Here is an 18,283-nt window from a genome sequence, read left to right on the forward strand (position 1 = left end):
TCCAGGCGCCGGCCCAGCAGGATCTGGGTGAGGGGATCGGGCCCCGCGGCAGGCAGGCCCGCACCTTCGTGGGGCGGCTGGATGACGGGCGTGAAAGTTCTGGAGGAATCGTCAAGCATTTCGGCTCTTTCGCCATGGGAAAGTGCCGATGCTAGGCCTAAGCTGGTCACCCTGTCCGCAACAAGGCTTCACATTCCATGTCATCCAATTCTTCTTCCGCCACCCTGGATCCGCTGGCTGCAGGCCCAGCCCCCGCCAACGGTTCGCCCGGCGAGGCGGCCGCGCTCTGGCCGGCGGTCGCATCCCTCTCCCTCGGTGTATTCGGCCTGGTCACGGCGGAATTCCTGCCGGCCAGCCTGCTGACCGCCATGGCGGCCGACCTCCACGTCACGGCGGGCGCGGCCGGCCAGGCCGTCACGGCCACCGCGCTCGTCGGCGCGGTGGCCGCGCCCACCATCCCGCTGCTGACGGCGCGCTTCGACCGCAAGCGGGTGCTGCTGGCGCTCACCGCGCTTCTGCTCGTGTCCAACGTGCTGGCGGCGACGGCCGGCTCACTCGCGGTGCTGCTGTTCGCGCGCGTGGTGCTGGGCGTCGCGCTGGGCGGGTTCTGGTCCATGGCGGCGGCGCTGGCCATGCGCCTCGTGCCCGAAAGGCTGTTCCCGCGCGCGATGTCGCTGGTGCTGACCGGCGTCTCGATTGCCACCGTCTGCGCGGCGCCGGTCGGCGCGTGGATGGGCAATCTCTGGGGATGGCGCAGCGCGTTTGTCGCGGCGGGCATCGTCGGCCTGCTGGCTTTTGTGGTGCAGCTGGTCGCGCTGCCGGCCCTGCCGCCGCGCGACCAGGCCAGCTTGAAGGGCCTGCGCGAGCTGCTCACGCGCGGGCCGGTGCGCATTGCGCTGCTGGCCGTGCTGCTGGTGATCTCCGGCCACTTCGCGGGCTTCACCTACATCCGGCCCGTGCTGGAGGACGTGACCAGGTTGCCGGTGGCGGCGATTTCCGCGGTGCTGCTGGGCTACGGCATAGGCGGCTTCTTCGGCAACTTCGCGGGCGGCTGGCTGGCCGGGCGCAGCGAGCGCCACGCCATCGTCGCCGGCAGCGCGATGATCGCCGTGCTGGCGGCGGCGCTGCTGGTGGGCGGTAGCTCCACCGTGGTCACCGCCGTGGCCGTGGCCTTGTGGGGCTTCGCCTTCGGTGCGTTCCCGGTCGGCTTCCAGACCTGGATAGTGCGCGCCGCGCCCGACCAGGCGGAGGCCGCGGGCGGCTTGCTGGTGGCCGCCTTCCAGATCGCCATTGCCACGGGCGCCATTGTGGGCGGCCTGATGGTGGACTGGACAGGCGCGCTGGGCGCTCCCGCCTTTGCCATGGTGGCCGTCGCGCTGGGCGGCCTGCTGGCCTGGCGCAATGGTCCCGGGTCGCGCCGCGGCTGAAGCACGAAGCGCACGGTGGCCATCGTGACCAATCCGAAACCCGAGCCGGACATCAACCGGCGCATCACCCTGGCGGCGCACCCGCGCGGCCTGCCCGTCGCGTCCGACTTCGATCTCGTGACTGAACCGGTGCCGCGCCCGGGCGAAGGCGAGGTGCTGTTGCAAACGCTGTTCCTGTCGCTGGATCCGTACATGCGCAACCTGATGGACCGCATAGGGCCCGGGTATGCGCCACCCGTTCCGCTGGGCGGCACCCTGCCGGGCGGCTCGGTCGGCCGCGTGATCGATTCCAGGCATCCCCAGTACCGCGTGGGTGACCTCGTGCTCGCCAACACCGGCTGGCAGGACTACGCCGTGAGCGACGGCAGCGATCTGCAGGCGATCAGCGACATGGCCCGCCCCTCGCTGGCGCTGGGCGCGCTCGGCATGCCGGGCTTCACCGCGCACGTGGGCCTGCTCGATTTCGGCCAGCCCCATGCCGGTGAAACGGTGGTGGTCGCGGCGGCCACCGGCGCGGTGGGCGCCATGGTCGGCCAGATCGCCAAACTCAAGGGCGCCCGCGTGGTCGGCATCGCCGGCGGTGCGGACAAGTGCCGGCAGGCGGTCGACGAACTGGGCTTTGATGCCTGCGTCGACAGGCACGCGCCGCGCTTTGGGGAGGCGCTGGCCGCCGCCTGCCCGGCGGGCATCGACGTGTATTTTGAGAACGTAGGCGGGGATGTGTTGCTGGCGGTCCTTCCCTTGCTCAATATAGGCGCCCGCATGCCCGTGTGTGGTTTTGTCGCGCATTACAACGACGCGGCCGGATCACCTGGATCACACGGCAGCCATGAACTGCCGCAATTCCTGGCGGCGATTTTGCAGAAGCGCGTGCGCGTGCAGGGCTTCATCATTCTTGACCACTATGGCGAACGCTTCGACCTGTTCCGCCGTGAAATGGACGGGTGGGTCGGCAGCGGAAAGGTCAAGGCGGTGGAGCATGTGGTGGATGGCCTGCTGAATGCCCCTGCTGCCTTGTCGGATCTGCTGCAGGGCCGCCACTCCGGCAAGGTCGTGGTCCATCTGCAGGCGTAGCGGCAGGGGCGGCGGACGTCTGTTGGCGGATTTTCGTTGCCGGTTTTTCCATGCAATCCCAAAGCCCATGGTTTGCCCGTTTGCGCTTCGCGGCGCAGCCATCTATGATGAAAAACCCGGCCTACCAGTACCTGAACCGCCATGTCGAACGCCATCAAAATTTTCCAGGGCCGTTTTGGTCGAGTCGCCTTGCTGGACATGAATGCCTCGCTGATAGGCCATGCGCACCACCACTGCCACATCCTGCTCAAGGCCGGCGGAGCCGACAGCGCGTTCTGGGTCAGGGGCGCCAGCCGGCCTTTGACGGCCGACACGGCCGTGCTGGTGAACGCCTGGGAACCGCACGCCTACACGCATGCGCCGCCGCAGGGAGAGCAAACCCTGATCCTGGCCCTCTACATCGAACCCTCCTGGCTTTCGGACATACAGCGGTCCCTGTCGCTGTCGTCCCACCCGCGTTTCTTTCCGGAGTCCTGCGTCAAGATCAACGCCCGCACGCAAAAAATCGTCGAGGAGTTTGTGCTTGAGCTCTGGTGGGCCGATGAGGTCGCCGCCGCCCGGCTGGAGGACCTGCTGTTCAACCTGGTGATCTCCGTCATCGACAGCTATTCCGGCTGGCGGGACATCGCCGGGCTCCTGAAGTCGCGCCCGCCGTCGGCGATTGACCCGCGGACGCGCAAGGTCATTACCCACATGCGCGAGAACCTCGCCAGGGACTTCGACATGGATGACCTGGCCAGTTATGCGGGCCTGTCGAGGGCGCACTTCTTCTCGCTGTTCCACCGCGACACCCAGGTCACGCCGCTGGTGTACGCCAACGTCCTGCGTTTTGAAGCCGCCATCAAGGGACTCTCAGACTCGACGATCCCCGTCGGCAATGTCGGCCATGAGCTGGGGTTCTCGACTTCCAGCCATTTCGCCCGGTTCTTTCGCCAGCACCTGGGCATCACGCCGTCCAACTACCGCCGTGCGGTGAACCTGTACGAGCCGCCCCGGGAAGAGACGCCCGTCTCCGACCTGCTTTAAGCGCAGCCGCCCGCACTCGCGGCAATACCGCGATGCTGCGATGCAGCATCGAATCCGCTGGATTAACCGGTCCAATACCAGACGATTTGGTCCTTTGCCGGACTTTCCTGTTCACGCCATACGGTGATGCCTGCCTAAGCTCCATCAAGAGCTAAAAGCAGGAGACAGTGTGCAGAGTGAATTGACCGAGGCGCCGGCGCTGAGCCGGCCTGCGGACCTGGAGCATGTCGGAAAGTCCGTCGAGCGCGTCGAGGACGGCGCGCTGCTGACCGGGCGCGGCCGCTTCGGCGACGACCTCGGCGTCAGCGCTGCAACGCTGCATGCCGCGGTGCTGCGCTCACCCCATGCGCATGCCGAGTTGCTGGGCATCGATGCCGCCGCGGCGCTGCTGATGCCCGGCGTTCGCGCCGTGCTGACGGGTGAAGACGTCAGGCAATGGTCGCAGCCCTTTGTGGTCGGCGTCAAACAGCCCATGCAGCATTGGGCGCTTGCGACCGACCGCGTGAGGTATGCGGGAGAGCCGGTTGCGGTGGTCGTCGCGGAGAGCCGTTACCTGGCGGAAGACGCGCTCGACGCCATCAAGGTGCACTACCGGGGCTTGCCTTCGGTGGTGGACATCGAGCGGGCCATGGAGCCGCAGGCGGTTGTGCTGCACGCGGACGTCGGAAGCAACATTGTTTCGGACCGGCGTTTTTCCTACGGCAACTGCGCCGACGCCTTTGCCACCGCGGACCACACGGTGTCCACCACGGTGCACTACCCGCGCAACTCCTGCACGCCCATTGAATGCGGTGTGGTGGTGGCCGAGCATCTCGCGGGTGACGGGGCTTACGACGTGCTGTCCAACTTCATGGGCCCCTTCTCGCTGCATGCGGTGATGGCCCTGGCGCTCAAGGTGCCGGGTAACAAACTCCGGCACCGGATTCCGCGCGACTCGGGCGGCAGCTTCGGCGTCAAGCAGGCGGTGTTTCCCTATGTGGTCCTGATGTGCCTGGCATCGCGCAAAGCGGGCGCGCCGGTCAAGTGGGTCGAGGACAGGCTTGAGCACCTGACGGCCGCCACCTCGGCCACCGCCCGCCTTACGCGCATAGAAGCGGCCGTGTCTTCCGACGGCCGCGTTCAGGCGATCCGCTACGACCAGATGGACGAGGTGGGCGCCTACGTGCGCGCGCCCGAGCCGGCAACCTTCTACCGCATGCACGGCGCGCTGACCGGCGCCTACGACGTGTCCAACCTGGAGGTGCGCAACCGCGTCGTGCTGACCAACAAGACGCCCACAGGCCTGGTGCGAGGCTTCGGCGGGCCCCAGGTGTACTTTGCGCTCGAGCGGCTCATGGACCGCATCGCCACGGAGCTCGGCATCGATCCCTTCGAGTTGAGGCGCCGCAACTTCGTCCGCAAAGACCAGTTTCCCTTTCATGCGGCCGCGGGCGCAGTCCTTGATTCCGGTGATTACGCCAGGGCACTCGATCTCGCGACGGAACGCGCCGGCATGCCGGCTCTCTACGCGCGCCGCGATGCGGCCAGGGCCGCCGGCATGCTCTACGGCATCGGGTGCGCCGCCATCGTCGAGCCGTCGATTTCCAACATGGGCTACATCAGCACGGTGCTGACGCCGGAGCAGCGCGCCAAAGCCGGGCCCAAGAACGGCGCGATCGCCAGCGCCACCGTCGCCATCGACCTGCTGGGCGGCGTCAACGTCAACATCGCTTCCGCCCCCGCCGGGCAGGGCCACATGACGGTGTGTTCCCAGGTGGTGGCGGACGTGTTCGGGCTGCGGCCCGAAGACGTTGTCGTGAACGTCGAGTTCGACACCGCCAAGGATGCGTGGTCGGTGGCGGCCGGAAATTATTCAAGCCGGTTTGCCGGCGCGGTGGCCGGCACGGTGTTCCTCGCCGCGAACAAGCTGCGCGACAAGCTGGCGCGCATCGCCGGCGCGGCCTTCAATTGCAGCCCCGGCGAGATCAGGTTCGCGAACGGGAAGGTTTTCAACGCAAGCCTGCCCGCGCAGTCCCAGCCCTTCACCCGGCTGGCCGCCAGCCCGCACTGGGCCCCCGGGCTGCTTCCGCCGGATGTGGAACCCGGCTTGCGCGAGACGGCGTTCTGGAGCGCGCCCACGCTGTCGGCGCCGGATGCCAATGACCGCGTCAACACCTCGGCTGCCTACGGATTTGTGTTCGACATCTGCGGCCTGCTGGTGGACCCTGAAACCGGCCGCGTGACGGTGGACCGCTACGTCACCGCCCATGACGCGGGAAAAATCCTGCACCCCGGCATGGCCGATGGGCAGATACGCGGCGCATTCGCGCAAGGCCTGGGCGCGGCCTTGCTCGAGGAGTTCCGCTACGCGCCCGACGGCGGCTTCCAGTCGGGCACGCTGGCCGATTACCTGATGCCGACGGCGTGTGAGGTTCCCGATCCGGACATCGTGCACATGGAGACGCCTTCGCCGTTCACGCCGCTGGGCGCCAAGGGCCTGGGCGAGGGCAACAACATGAGCACGCCGGTATGTATTGCCAATGCGTTTGCCGATGCCCTGCGGCCGCTGAGCGCAAGGATAGGCGATGTCAGCGACATCCGCCTGCCCCTGACGCCGTCCCGCGTGCTGGCCCTGGTCGCGGCCGCCGAACCGCCGCCGCCGGCCGCGCTTGCCACATCGATGGCCGCCCGCCCGGTGCCCAAGGCCCAGGGCGGCCTGTCCCTGAACGCCAGCGGCGAAATCCGCATCGCGGCGCCGCCGGAAAAAGTCTTTGCCGTCCTGCTGGACCCGGCCGCACTCGCCAAGGTGATTCCCGGCTGCCATGAACTCCTGTCCACCGGGGACAACAGCTACCGCGCCGACGTGACCGTGGGCGTGGGGCTGGTGAAAGCGCGCTACGCGGCGGAAATCGTGTTGTCCGAGATCAACGCGCCGCACAGCCTGAGGCTTGCCGGGCAGGGGACGTCTTCGCTGGGGACCGGCGCCGGAAGCGGGACCGTCCGCCTGGAGGCGACCGTGGAGGGGACCTTGCTGCATTACGACTACGCGGCGCAAGTGGGCGGGAAAGTCGCCGCGGTCGGCAGCCGGATGCTGGAAGGCGCGGCCCGCATCATTCTTGCGCAGCTGTTTGAATCGCTGGGCCGCCAGGCGACGGGTGAGGCGCATGCGGCGCACGCGACGTGGTGGCTGCGCCTGAAAAAATTCTGGAGCCGCACACCATGAAGCCGCCCCTGTTTGACTACCTGCGGGTTGAGCAGGCCGACGAGGCCGCTGCGGCGCTGGCCCAGTACGGGGAAGACGCGCGCATCCTGGCGGGCGGGCAATCCCTGATGGCGGTGCTCAACATGCGGCTGGCCCAACCGTCCCTGCTGGTCGACATCTCGCGAAGCCGGCAGCTGGCGGGCCTTCGCATCTCGGAGGGTCGCCTGTGCATAGGCGCGGCGGTGACCCAAGGCCGGGTCCAGGACATGGCCGGTCTCGCCAGGGATGTTCCTTTGCTGGCCCTGGCCTTACCCCATATTTCGCATTTCCAGATCCGCAACCGCGGAACCGTTGCCGGCTCCATCGCGCACGCCGACCCGTCGGCCGAACTTCCGCTGTGCCTGCTGGCCTTGAAGGGCGAAGTGGTGCTGCGCCGCCTGAAGGGAAAACGGGTGCTCCAGGCCGCGGACTTCTTCACCGGGATGCTGATGACGGCGCGGCGGCCGGAAGAGCTGATCGAAGAGGTCAGGTTCCCCGTGGCGACCCCCGGCACCGGCTACGGCTTCGAAGAATTTTCGATGCGGCACGGCGACTTCGCGGTGTGTGCCGTCGCTGCGGTGCTTGATGCCGGTGGCCTGCGAATTGCCGTGGGTGGCGTCGCGGACCGGCCCACCGCCCGCGACTTGCCGGCGCTCAGCGGCGACGCCCTGGAAGACGCCCTGAACGATCTCGCCTGGTCCCTGGAAGCCCGTGATGAACCACAGGCCAGCGCCCAGCTGCGGCGGCAGCTCGTGAGGACGCTGGGCCGCCGCGCCGTTGGACAGGCCATGACAAACCGAACCTTGAACACGACCCCACGATGACCCCCAAAATTCCCATCCCGATGGCGGCTGCGCAAAAGCAGCCCATCCAGCTCACCCTTAACCGCAAAGCGCGCAGCGGCCACGCCCAGCCGCGTATGCTGCTCACCGACTTTCTGCGCGACGAGCTGGGCGCAACCGGCACGCACGTGGGCTGCGAGCACGGCGTGTGCGGCGCATGCACCGTGCGCATTGATGGAATCGCTTGCCGCGCGTGCATGACGCTGGCCGTCCAGGTCGATGGGCAAGCCATCGAGACGGTGGAGGGCCTGGCCGATTCAGACGGTGTGATGAACGACCTTCAGCTGGCCTTCAAGCGGCATCACGCGTTGCAATGCGGGTTTTGCACCGCGGGCATTCTGATGTCGTGCGCCGACTGGCTGGGGCGGCTGCATGCCCCCGGCGCCGTGCCGCGCATCCCCGGCGAGGCGGAGGTGCGCGACATGCTGTCGGGCCATCTGTGCCGCTGCACCGGCTACACGCCCATCGTGGCCGCCGTCATGGAAGTCGCCGCCGCACGGGCCGCCGCCGCAAAGGAATCCCATGCTTGATCTCGGACGGACTTTCCTGCAGAGCGCGGAACGCAGCCCCGGCGCACTGGCCGTGGTGGACGGAGATACCCGCCTGAGTTATTCGCAATGGGCCCTGCGCATAGGCTCCGTCCAGAAGGCGCTGGCGGACCTGGGGGTCAGGCGCGGCGACCATCTGCTGTCGGCGCTGCAGAACAGGCTGGAAGCCGCCACCCTGCATTGGGCCTGCCAGTTCGCGGGCATTGTCATCACGCCCGTCAACTGGCGCGCGAAGGCCGACGAGATCGAATACTGCATGGAGGACTCCGGGGCCAGGGTCCTGGTGTTTGAATCCGTGATGCAGGAGGCGATAACCGCCGCGCGCTTGCCCGAGGGCGTCATCACGATAGGCGTGGGCGAGGTTCGCGATGCCGCCGTGTCGTTCGGCGACTGGCTGGCAAGCCCGTGCATGCCCGAGCCGCTGGCGGGCCCGGAGGACCTGTCCCTGATGCTCTACACCTCCGGCACGACGGGAAAACCCAAGGGGGTCCCGCGGCGCCAGCGCATAGAGCGCATGGCCGCGCTGGCACACGTCGCGCAGAACTGCTACGCCAGGTCCGAGCGCACGCTGGGCGTCATGCCGCTGTACCACACCATGGGCGTGCGCTCGCTGTTGGCCATGGCCCTGGTCGACGGCTGCTTTGTCTGCATGCCGAAGTTCGAGGCCCAGGCCGCGCTGGCGGCCATCGAGAAGGAAAAGCTGACGCATCTCTACCTGGTGCCGACGCTCTACCACGACCTGCTGTCGCATCCCGCGTTCGCGCGCTCGGATGTCTCCAGCGTCCGCAAGCTGGGGTTCGCCGGGGCGCCCATGCACGATGCCTTGCTGCACAGGCTGGTGCTGGCGTTCAAGCCCGAGCTCTTCGTCAACCACTACGGGAGCTCGGAGGTCTATACCTGCGCGATCAACCAGGATGCGGTGGCAAAACCCGGCTCGGCCGGAAAGGCCGGTATCAATGCCCGCCTTCGCATCGTCAAGCTGGATGCGGTGGACCCCGAGATGACGGCCGCGCAGGGCACGGAAGGGCAAATCCTTGCCGAGCTTGCCGGCGACGAGGCCTTCGAGGGCTACCACAAGCGCCCCGACGCGAACGCCCGCAGCCTCAGGAAGGGCTGGTACTTCACCGGCGATACCGGCTACTTCGACGCGGACGGCGACCTCTTCGTCACGGGGCGTGTCGACGACATGATCATCAGCGGCGGGGAAAACATCTCTCCCGTCGACATCGAGTCGGTGCTGTCGCTGCACCCGGCGATCGACGAGGTCGCCGTGGCGGGCCTGCCCGACGAGCGCTGGGGCCAGCGCGTGGTCGCGTTTGTGAAGACCCGCGAGCCCGTGGCCGCCGACGCCCTCGATGCGCATTGCCGCACCTCGGACCTGGTGAATTTCAAAAGACCCAGGGAGTACGTGTTCGTGCGCGAGATTCCCAAATCGCCTGTCGGAAAAATCCTCAGGCGAAAACTCGTCGCCGGCGAATTCGACGCGGACCCGGCGGACCCACGTACCCATGTGCCCGGATCCGGCCATTGACTTTCAACCCACCAAGGAACGCAACAGTGAAATTGAACGATCTCCCCCATCAGCTGAACAGCCTGCCGCAGGAACTGGACGGGTTCACGGTCACCGTCGACGAGAAACGCGAACGCGCGGACATTGTCCTGTCCCGCCCGCCGCTCAACGTCATCAGCATGACGCAGCGCGAGCAGCTGCGCCTGGTCTTTGAAGCGCTGGACGGCGACGAGCGCGTGCGCGTCATCGTGCTGCGCTCGGAGGGCGAGCACTTCTCCAGCGGCGGCGATATCCGCGGCTTCCTCGAGGCCTCGCCCGAGCATGTTTCCAGGCTGGCGTGGAACATCGCCGCGCCGGCGCGCTGCTCCAAGCCGGTCATTGCCGCCGGCCGGGGCTACTGCTTCGGCGTGGGCTTTGAAATTTCCCTGGCATGCGATTTCCGGCTGGTGACGCCGACCACGCTGTATGCCCTGCCCGAGCAGAAACTGGGGCAGATCCCCGGTTCCGGCGGCTCGGCCCGCCTGCAGAAGATGGTGGGCATCACGCGCACCAAGGACATCGTCATGCGCTCGCGCCGGATATCCGGTGTGCAGGCCGCGGAGTGGGGCGTCGCCACCGAATGCGTCCCGGACGCCGAACTGGAAGGCGTGACCGACGCGCTGGTCAACGAGCTGCGGGCTTTTTCCCCGCTGGCCCAGCGCACCGCCAAAAAACTTCTCAATGACACGGAGGACTCTCCCCTGTCCATCGCCATTGAGCTTGAGGGGCACAGCTATTCACGCCTGCGGAGTTCGGAAGACTTCCGCGAGGGCGTGGAGGCCTTCCATGCGAAGCGCCGTGCGAATTTCACCGGTCAGTAAAGAAGCAGGCAGCAACCCCGTGCAACGGGACCATTAACCAGAAACTAGGAGACAAGAATGAAGATGTACAGACTCACCGCCCTGGCGGTGCTTTGCTCGGCCCCGATACTTGCGGCGGCCCAGGCCGGCCCCGTCAGGATCGGCGTCGTCACCCCGTTGTCGGGCACCTATGCGGGCATAGGCCAGCAGGTCCGGTGGGGCCTCGACCTGGCCGCCGCCGAAATCAACGCGGCGGGCGGCATCGACGGCCGCAAGCTTGAACTCCTGTACGAGGACGAAGAGGCGAACCCGGCCGTCGCGACACAGAAGGCCGAAAAGCTCTTCCAGGTCAACAAGGTGGACTTCCTCACGGGAACCGTCAACTCCGGCTCGACGCTCGCGGTGGGCCAGGTCGCGGAGCGCAACAACAAGCTGATCGCGACGACCGTGTCGTTTTCCGACGCCATCACCACCGACAAGTGCTCGCCCAATGTGTTCCGTGTGAACGCCCGGGCCGGCATGCAATCGGCCGCGCTGGCGGAATGGCTGGCCAAGGAAAAACCGCAAGCCAATGTGTTTTACCTCGGGCCCGACTATGAGATGGGCCGCAGCACCGTCGCCGCTTTCAAGAGCGCGGCCGAAGCCAAGGGCTCCAAGACAGTGGGTGAGGTCTACGCGCCGCTGGACAACAAGGATTACTCCCCCTTCTTCGGCCAGATCCGCTCGACCAAACCCGCCGTGATCTACACCTCGATGGCGGGAAACGACACCGTTCGCCTGTTCAACCAGATGGCCGAGTTCGGCGTGAGCCGCAACGTGCAGGTGGTGGGCGCCTCGGGAACCATCACGTCGCAGAACGTCACCGCCATCGGCAAGGCCGCCGACGGCTTCGTCACCGGCGTCGGCTATTCGCCGAATATCGACAGCGCGGAAAACAAAAAATTCCTGGCCAGTTTCACCGCCGCCTACAAGGCCCAGCCCGACCTCTACGGCGCGGACTCGTACGGCGTGCTGTTCTTCTACAAGGCCGCGGTGGAAAAGGCCAGGAGCACAGACACCGCAAAAGTCCGGGAGGCCATGCGGGGCCTGCAATGGAGCACGCCGCAAGGCATGAAGACCATGCGCGCGGGCGACCACCAGGCGATGCAGGACATGTACGCGGTGCGCGTCAAGGGCGGCGACTTCGAGATCGTCGGCAAAGTGGCCGGCGCCCAGGCCATAGGCGCGGACACCTGCACCAGGTTCTAGTCAATCAATCGTGGCGCCCGGCCCGGTCCGGGCGCCACTTACGGGGAGCCGAGATGGCAGAGTTGTTTGAGTGGCTGCAGTTTGTCCTGGCGCCGCAAGTGATCAATGGCGCGTCGATTGGCGTGGCGGTGGTGTTGATGGCCCTGGGGCTGACCATTATTTTCGGCCTGCTGGACGTGATCAACATGGCGCATGGCGAGTTTTATGCCATAGGCGCCTACGCCGCGGTGGGCTTGCTGGGTGTGGGGGTGCCGTTCTGGTGGGCGCTGTTCCTGACGCCCTTGATGATGGCCGTCCTCGGTTATGTCACGGAGCGGGCGCTCATCCAGCGGGTGTTTCATTCAAAGGACCGGCACACGCTGACCTTGCTGCTCACCTTCGGCCTGGCGATTGTTCTGGAGGATGCCCTGAAGATTGTGTTCGGGGCGAATCCACTGCGGCTTGAAGCGCCGATCTCGGGCGCCAGTGAATTTCTCGGCCTGTTTTTCCCGAACTACCGGCTCTTCGTCATGGCGGTCGGCAGCCTGGTGATAGGCATTGTCTGGGTCGTGGTCTTCCGCACGCGGCTGGGCGCCATGGTGCGCGCCGCGGCCTACGACAGGAACATGACCGCATCGCTCGGGGTCCCGGTCAGCGTGGTGTACGCCGGCACCTTCGCTTTCGGTGTCGCCCTGGCCGGCCTGGCCGGCGCCTTGCTTGCGCCCATCTACTCGGTGTTCCCGACCATGGGCAGGGACTTTGTCCTCATCGCTTTTTCGGTGGTGATCATTGGCGGCATGGGCTCCATTAAAGGCGCCGTCATTGCCGGGCTGGTCCTCACCCAGATTCAATCCATCTCCAGCCTGTACATCTCGCCGGTCTGGAGCGACCCGCTGCTGTTTGCCATCATGGTGATCGTCCTGATGTGGCGGCCCCAGGGTCTTTTCGGGAGGCTCGGACATGCATGATGCCCTTGCGCCCTCCAAGGCGGTGCCGGCCGCCGCCGCATCGCCCCCGAAACCCGCAACGCTTTTCGCCTGGGTGTTTTTTGGCCTGGCCCTGGTGTTCGCGGTCCTGGCCGCGATCCGCGGCGACGTGTTCTTTCTGCGCCTGGCCTGCGAGGCGCTGATCTTTGGCGGGCTGGCCATGTCGGTGGACCTGCTGCTAGGCCGGACCGGGCTGCTGCCCCTGGGGCAGGCGCTCTTTTTCGGCTTCGGCGCCTATGTTTCGGCCCTGGTGCTGAAGCATGCGATCGCGTCCTTCTGGCTGGCGCTGCTGGTCACCCTGCTTGCCACCACGGTGGTGGGGGCGGTCGCCGGGCTGATTGCGATCCGGGCCAAGGGTGTGTACTTCGGGCTGATCAGTTTCGGGCTTGCCCAGGTGGTCTCGAAGGTGGTCTTCAATACCCGCGAGCTGGGGGCTTCCGACGGCATCATCGGCGTGCCGGTTCCGCAGATTTCATTCGTGTTCTTTTCGGTGGACGCGGCCAGCCCTGCCGGGTTTTTTCTGGTCGTGCTGGCTTTCACGGCGGTGCTTTACCTGGGCCTGACCTACTTGCTGGGAACGCCGTTCGGCCACCAGCTGGCCGCCATCAAGGCGAACGAGAGCCGCGTTCCCTTTCTGGGCTTCGATCCCTGGCACTACAAGCTTGCGGCCTTTGTGCTGGCGGCGGATGTGGCGGCCCTCTCAGGCGCCCTGTATCCGATGCTGCGGGGCTTTGTCTCGCCCGAACTGATGTTCTTCCAGGTGTCGGGCAACGCCATCATCAACGTCCTGGTCGGGGGCACCGGAACGTTGATCGGGCCCTTGTACGGGACGGCCATCCTGACCCTGCTGCGTTCCGTCATAGGCACGGTGACGGAGCATCACCAACTCGTGATCGGCGTGATCTTCATCGTGTCGGTGATTTTCTTTCCGCGCGGGCTGATCGGCTACGCGATCGAGGCGCTCGCCCGCAGGAACTCGCGCAAAGGACACCCCAAATGATGCAAGAGCTTGAAACACCGGTTGCAGGGCAGGCGGACGCGCTGCTGTCCGTCAGCGACCTTACGGTGCGGTTCGGGTCCCTGGTCGCCGTCAACAAGGTCAGCTTTGAGGCCGGGCGCGGGAAGATCACTTCGCTGATCGGGCCGAACGGCGCGGGTAAAAGCACGCTTTTTAATCTGGTCAGCGGGGCGATCACGCCCAGCGCCGGCGTGGTGCGCTTTGACGGGCGTGTGTTGACCGGCGCCGGGCCGAAACAGATGCTGGCGGCCGGGCTGGCCCGCTCCTTCCAGATCACCAACCTGTTTTTTGAGCTGAGCGTGCGGGAGAACCTTCGCCTGGCGTCGCAGTTTCTCGAGCGCGGGCGCGGATTGCTGCGGCCCATCGCCAGCAGCCGCGCCGCGCTCCAGCGCGTGGACGAACTGGTCGAGCAATTCAACCTTGGCAAAAAGACGGAAGAACTGGCGGGCTTTCTGTCGCACGGCGAACAGCGCCGCCTCGAGATCGCGGTTGCGCTGGCCTCGCGCCCCCGCATGCTCTTGCTGGACGAGCCGACCCAGGGAATGAGCCACACCGACACGCAGGAAACCGGCGCCATGATCCGCCGGCTGGCCGCCGACTCCCTGACCATCCTGCTGGTTGAGCACGACGTCGACCTGGTGATGAGCCTTTCGGACCACGTGGTGGTCATGCACCAGGGGCAGAAGCTCTACGAGGGGACGCCGCAGGACGTGAGGCGCAATCCCGCCGTCCAGTCCGCCTACTTTGGAGATGCAGCGCATGCTTGAGCTCACCAACGTGCATACCCATTACGGCCTGAGCCATGTGCTGCAGGGCGTGTCGCTTCGGGTGGAGGCCGGCGAAGTCGTCGGCTTGTTCGGGCGCAACGGCGTCGGCAAGACCACCGTCATGAAAACCATCGCCGGCTGGCTCGCGCCCACGCAAGGCGCGATCACGCTCGACGGAAAGCCGATAGGCGGCGTTTCCCCCGATGTCATCTGCCGCCGCGGCGTGGGCTTCGTGCCGGAAGACAGGCGCATATTTCCGGGGCTGACGGTCGAGGAAAACCTGGTGCTGGGATTCATGCAGTGCCCGGGGCGTTCACGCACCGAGTCCAGGCGCCGTATCACCGAGCTTTATGAGCAGTTCCCGCGCCTGGGCGAGCGCAGGTCCCAGATGGGGACTACCTTGTCGGGTGGCGAGCAACAGATGCTGGCCATGGCCCGGGTGCTGGCCGGTGAACCCAAACTGCTGCTGATCGACGAGCCCACCGAGGGGCTGGCCCCGAAGATCGTCGACGAGATATTCCGCATCATCGACGGCCTCCGGCTCAGGGGCATTCCCATCATCCTCGTCGAGCAGAATGTGCGCCGCGCCATCGATATTTCCACGCGGTTCTATGCGCTGGAGCGTGGAATGGTCACGCTGGAAGGCTCCGCCTCGGATGCCGCGCATCGCGGCGAGCTGTTCCAGCGGATTGCGGTCTGAAGCGGTGAGGGGGTAAGCGGGTGAGGGGAGCAAGGCGGCGTGCCGGCCGGCGGCGGCATGACCATCTTCAAAGCCGCGGATATTGAGGAGGCCACCAGGATCGGGAACGACGACCCGACGGTGCAGTCCGGCATGTTGAACGTCGACGTGAAGATGCTCTGGGTGCCCTTTCACACCTGATCGCCGCGCCACCCGCCCCCAAAAAACGCGCGGGCAGGTGTGCCGCCTCAAGTTCTTCCCATGGTTGCCGATAAGCAAACAGTAAGCATTCTTTCGACGGCATGGCCGATGCGGTACTTGCTGGTCGACCTGCTTCAACCAAGGGAGAGAAAAAATGAATATCGCAAACCTGAAAATAGGCCAGAAACTGATGCTCAGTTTCGGCGCCGTGATCGCATTGATGCTGGTGCTGGCAACCCTGGCGCATACCCGGGTGACGGGAATGAGCGAGGACATCGACCTGATGAATACGGACCGTTATCCCAAGACCGTGCTTTCGCACACGGTCAAGGACGAGTTGAACGAAACCGCCCGCAACATGCGCAACATCCTGCTGATGAGCGATGCGGAGGAGATCAAAAAGGAGTTTGCCAACATCGAGGAGAGCACGCGCATCATTGCCGAATCGCTCGAAAAGCTGGACAAGACGATCACTTCGGGCAAGGGCCGCGAACTGATGCACGCCTTGAATGCGTCGAGGGCCTTGTTTGTCACCCAGAGGACCGCCTTTATCGCGCTGGCAAAGGAAGGCCGGAAGGACGAAGCGCTGGCGCTGTTGGTCAAGCAGGTGCGCCCGACCCAGCTGGCCTATTTCGCCGTGCTGGACAACATCATTGAACTCCAGTCCGGCCTGATGGTGGAGGCGGGCAAGGAATCGTCGGCCCAGGCCAGCCAGACCCGGATGCTGCTCTTGCTCATTTCCGCTGTGGCCGCGGCCGTCAGCATGGCGCTGGGCCTGCTGGCCACGCGCAGCATCACGCGGCCCCTGAATGAGGCGGTCGCCATCGCCCGGCGTGTGGCCGACGGCGACCTTTCGGCAACCATCGTCGTCACCGCGAAGGACGAGACCGGGCAGATGCTGCAGGCCCTCAAGGACATGAACGAAAGCCTGGCCGGCATCGTCAGCGACGTGCGAAGCGGCACCGACACCATCGCGACGGCTTCCAGCCAGATCGCCACCGGCAACCACGACCTGTCGTCGCGCACCGAAGAGCAGGCGAGTTCGCTGGAAGAGACGGCCGCCTCGATGGAAGAACTCACATCGACCGTCAAGCAGAACGCCGACAACGCGCGCCAGGCCAACCAGCTGGCGGTGTCCGCTTCGAGCGTCGCCGTCAAGGGCGGCAGCGTGGTCGCCGAAGTGGTCGGCACCATGGGCGCGATCAATGCCTCATCGCGCAAGATCGTCGACATCATCGCTGTCATCGACGGCATTGCCTTCCAGACCAACATCCTGGCGCTCAACGCCGCGGTGGAGGCGGCCCGTGCCGGCGAGCAGGGCCGGGGCTTTGCCGTCGTGGCGGCCGAGGTCAGAAACCTGGCCCAAAGAAGCGCGGCGGCGGCCAAGGAGATCAAGACGCTGATCAGCGACTCGGTCGACAAGGTCGAAGAAGGCAGCAAGCAGGTCGCCGAGGCCGGCCGCACCATGGACGAGATCGTCGACAGCGTCAAGCGCGTGACCGACATCATGGCCGAGATCAGCGCCGCCAGCCAGGAGCAGACCTCCGGCATCGAGCAGATCAACCAGGCCATCACGCAGATGGACCAGGTCACGCAGCAGAATGCCGCGCTGGTCGAGGAGGCGGCCGCCGCTGCCTCTTCGCTGCAGGAGCAGGCCGGCAGCCTGTCGCAACTGGTCAGCGTGTTCAGGCTGGGCGCCGGGCATGAGCAGCGCGGCCTGGTGCGGCGCGGCCGCGCGGGCGCGGCGCCGGCGCCAAGGCAACCGCCGCAGGCCTGGAAGGCGATCGCCGCTTCGTAGCGCAGGGCGGCGCATATGTCATTAAAAGGTCACCTGCGGCGGCTTCAATCAACACGGCAATCCCGGGCCATCCCATGCAACACAGTTTTATCTACCACCACCGGATCGTCACGATTCACATGCGCCGGCTAGGCGAGCAGTGGATGTCCAGCCAGCAGCTGGAAGGAACGCTTCTTGGCGAGGGCCGGCATACCGGGACGGCCGAGCGCGCCTTGCACGAAGCGTCGCAATCCGCTTGCCGCAAGATAGACGAAAACCTGGAGCGGGCCGTCGATGTACCCGGCATACCCCGCGAGGGCGCTTTGCGGCAGCAGGCCTGAGGGGTTTAACCCTGGATGGCGGGTCACATGACAGGCCGTGTCGCGAATGTCGCTGCGCAGCGCCGCACGGCTGGAACCGTGCACCGCAAGGGCGGCCGCAAGCGCCACGCGCCGCCTGGGCTCTCATGACGCCGCCACGGGCCGGACTGGAAAAACCGGCGCCTCTTGACATTAACCAACTAGTTGGTAGACTGGCGCCATGGAATCAGAACTTTCCCCCAGAGCCGGCGAAATCATCGCGCGCGCCCGGACACTCCTGGCGGCTGGAGGCTACAACGGCTTCAGCTACGCCGACATCTCGGCGTCGGTGGGCATCAGCAAAGCCAGCGTCCACCATCATTTCCCCAGCAAGGCCGACCTCGTGCAGACGGTCGTGAAGCTGTACCGCGAGGAAGCGCGCACAGGCCTGGCCGCGATGGAACGCCAGATCAGCGATCCGCTGGCGCAACTTCAGGCGTATACGGCGTACTGGGATGCCTGCATCCGCGACGGGTCGTCGTCTTTCTGCGTCTGCGCAATGCTCGCGGCCGAGTTGCCGTCCATCCCCGAACTGGTGGCGGACGAGGTCAGGGGGCATTTTTGCGACCTGGCGGCCTGGCTTGCAGGTGTTCTGGAAAAAGGCGCCGCCAAGGGCGTCTTCCGGCTGCGCGCCGAGCCGGAGCCGGAGGCGATGGCGCTGATGGCGACGGTCCACGGCGCGATGCTGTCGGCCCGCGCCCTCGGCGATCCCGAGGTCTTCGCCGCGATTGTGGGGGCAAGCGTAGAGCGGCTGACGCGCGCGGCCTGATCTGCGGCAGGCCT

At 66.2% G+C, this 18,283-nt stretch carries 17 protein-coding genes; all 17 read left to right on the forward strand.

The features are described from left to right. The first annotated feature begins 197 nt into the window (after window positions 1-197). The gene (locus ACLV74_RS16820; RefSeq protein ID WP_411880550.1) at window positions 198-1,427 is read left to right on the forward strand and encodes an MFS transporter; all 1,230 of its coding nucleotides are present in this window, start codon (window positions 198-200) and stop codon (window positions 1,425-1,427) included. 24 nt (window positions 1,428-1,451) lie between these two features. Then, the gene (locus tag ACLV74_RS16825; protein ID WP_411880551.1) at window positions 1,452-2,501 is read left to right on the forward strand and encodes an NADP-dependent oxidoreductase; all 1,050 of its coding nucleotides are present in this window, start codon (window positions 1,452-1,454) and stop codon (window positions 2,499-2,501) included. A gap of 141 nt (window positions 2,502-2,642) precedes the next feature. After that, a complete protein-coding gene (locus ACLV74_RS16830) occupies window positions 2,643-3,527 on the forward strand; it encodes a helix-turn-helix domain-containing protein (RefSeq protein ID WP_411880552.1) in 885 nt (294 codons plus the stop codon). 169 nt (window positions 3,528-3,696) lie between these two features. Continuing rightward, complete coding sequence (locus ACLV74_RS16835; RefSeq protein ID WP_411880553.1) at window positions 3,697-6,729, forward strand: xanthine dehydrogenase family protein molybdopterin-binding subunit; 3,033 nt, start codon at window positions 3,697-3,699, stop codon at window positions 6,727-6,729. Further along, window positions 6,726-7,571: an FAD binding domain-containing protein gene (locus ACLV74_RS16840; RefSeq protein ID WP_411880554.1), complete on the forward strand. Its 846-nt coding sequence runs from the start codon at window positions 6,726-6,728 to the stop codon at window positions 7,569-7,571. Before ACLV74_RS16835 ends, ACLV74_RS16840 begins: the two co-directional genes overlap by 4 nt. Further along, a complete protein-coding gene (locus tag ACLV74_RS16845; RefSeq protein WP_411880555.1) occupies window positions 7,568-8,119 on the forward strand; it encodes a (2Fe-2S)-binding protein in 552 nt (183 codons plus the stop codon). The genes ACLV74_RS16840 and ACLV74_RS16845 overlap by 4 nt, the downstream gene beginning before the upstream one ends. Beyond that, window positions 8,112-9,668 (forward strand): AMP-binding protein, encoded by a 1,557-nt coding sequence (locus tag ACLV74_RS16850; protein ID WP_411880556.1) that lies wholly within the window; start codon window positions 8,112-8,114, stop codon window positions 9,666-9,668. The genes ACLV74_RS16845 and ACLV74_RS16850 overlap by 8 nt, the downstream gene beginning before the upstream one ends. Before the next feature lie 32 nt (window positions 9,669-9,700). Further along, complete coding sequence (locus tag ACLV74_RS16855; protein WP_411880632.1) at window positions 9,701-10,507, forward strand: enoyl-CoA hydratase/isomerase family protein; 807 nt, start codon at window positions 9,701-9,703, stop codon at window positions 10,505-10,507. Between the two features lie 57 nt (window positions 10,508-10,564). After that, window positions 10,565-11,734 carry an ABC transporter substrate-binding protein gene (locus tag ACLV74_RS16860; protein WP_411880557.1) on the forward strand — a complete coding sequence of 390 codons (1,170 nt, stop codon included), beginning with the start codon at window positions 10,565-10,567 and terminating at the stop codon, window positions 11,732-11,734. A gap of 53 nt (window positions 11,735-11,787) precedes the next feature. Next, complete coding sequence (locus ACLV74_RS16865) at window positions 11,788-12,681, forward strand: branched-chain amino acid ABC transporter permease (protein WP_411880558.1); 894 nt, start codon at window positions 11,788-11,790, stop codon at window positions 12,679-12,681. Continuing rightward, entirely contained in the window at window positions 12,674-13,699 is a 1,026-nt protein-coding gene (locus ACLV74_RS16870) for a branched-chain amino acid ABC transporter permease (RefSeq protein ID WP_411880559.1), read from the forward strand. The genes ACLV74_RS16865 and ACLV74_RS16870 overlap by 8 nt, the downstream gene beginning before the upstream one ends. Continuing rightward, a complete protein-coding gene (locus ACLV74_RS16875; RefSeq protein WP_411880560.1) occupies window positions 13,696-14,484 on the forward strand; it encodes an ABC transporter ATP-binding protein in 789 nt (262 codons plus the stop codon). Before ACLV74_RS16870 ends, ACLV74_RS16875 begins: the two co-directional genes overlap by 4 nt. Then, window positions 14,477-15,184: an ABC transporter ATP-binding protein gene (locus ACLV74_RS16880; RefSeq protein WP_411880561.1), complete on the forward strand. Its 708-nt coding sequence runs from the start codon at window positions 14,477-14,479 to the stop codon at window positions 15,182-15,184. The genes ACLV74_RS16875 and ACLV74_RS16880 overlap by 8 nt, the downstream gene beginning before the upstream one ends. Window positions 15,185-15,241: 57 nt before the next feature. Next, window positions 15,242-15,364, forward strand: coding sequence for a hypothetical protein (locus ACLV74_RS16885; protein ID WP_411880562.1), 123 nt, complete (start codon window positions 15,242-15,244; stop codon window positions 15,362-15,364). 154 nt (window positions 15,365-15,518) lie between these two features. Beyond that, window positions 15,519-17,162 (forward strand): methyl-accepting chemotaxis protein, encoded by a 1,644-nt coding sequence (locus ACLV74_RS16890; protein ID WP_411880563.1) that lies wholly within the window; start codon window positions 15,519-15,521, stop codon window positions 17,160-17,162. 74 nt (window positions 17,163-17,236) lie between these two features. Beyond that, the gene (locus ACLV74_RS16895; protein WP_411880564.1) at window positions 17,237-17,482 is read left to right on the forward strand and encodes a hypothetical protein; all 246 of its coding nucleotides are present in this window, start codon (window positions 17,237-17,239) and stop codon (window positions 17,480-17,482) included. A 199-nt stretch (window positions 17,483-17,681) separates the two neighbouring features. Beyond that, window positions 17,682-18,269, forward strand: a complete 588-nt coding sequence (locus ACLV74_RS16900) for a TetR/AcrR family transcriptional regulator (RefSeq protein WP_411880565.1) — start codon at window positions 17,682-17,684, stop codon at window positions 18,267-18,269. The last annotated feature ends 14 nt before the right edge of the window (window positions 18,270-18,283 follow it).

This window comes from Polaromonas sp. YR568 (genome assembly GCF_943369415.1).
In the GTDB taxonomy this organism is placed as follows: Bacteria; Pseudomonadota; Gammaproteobacteria; order Burkholderiales; family Burkholderiaceae_C; genus Polaromonas.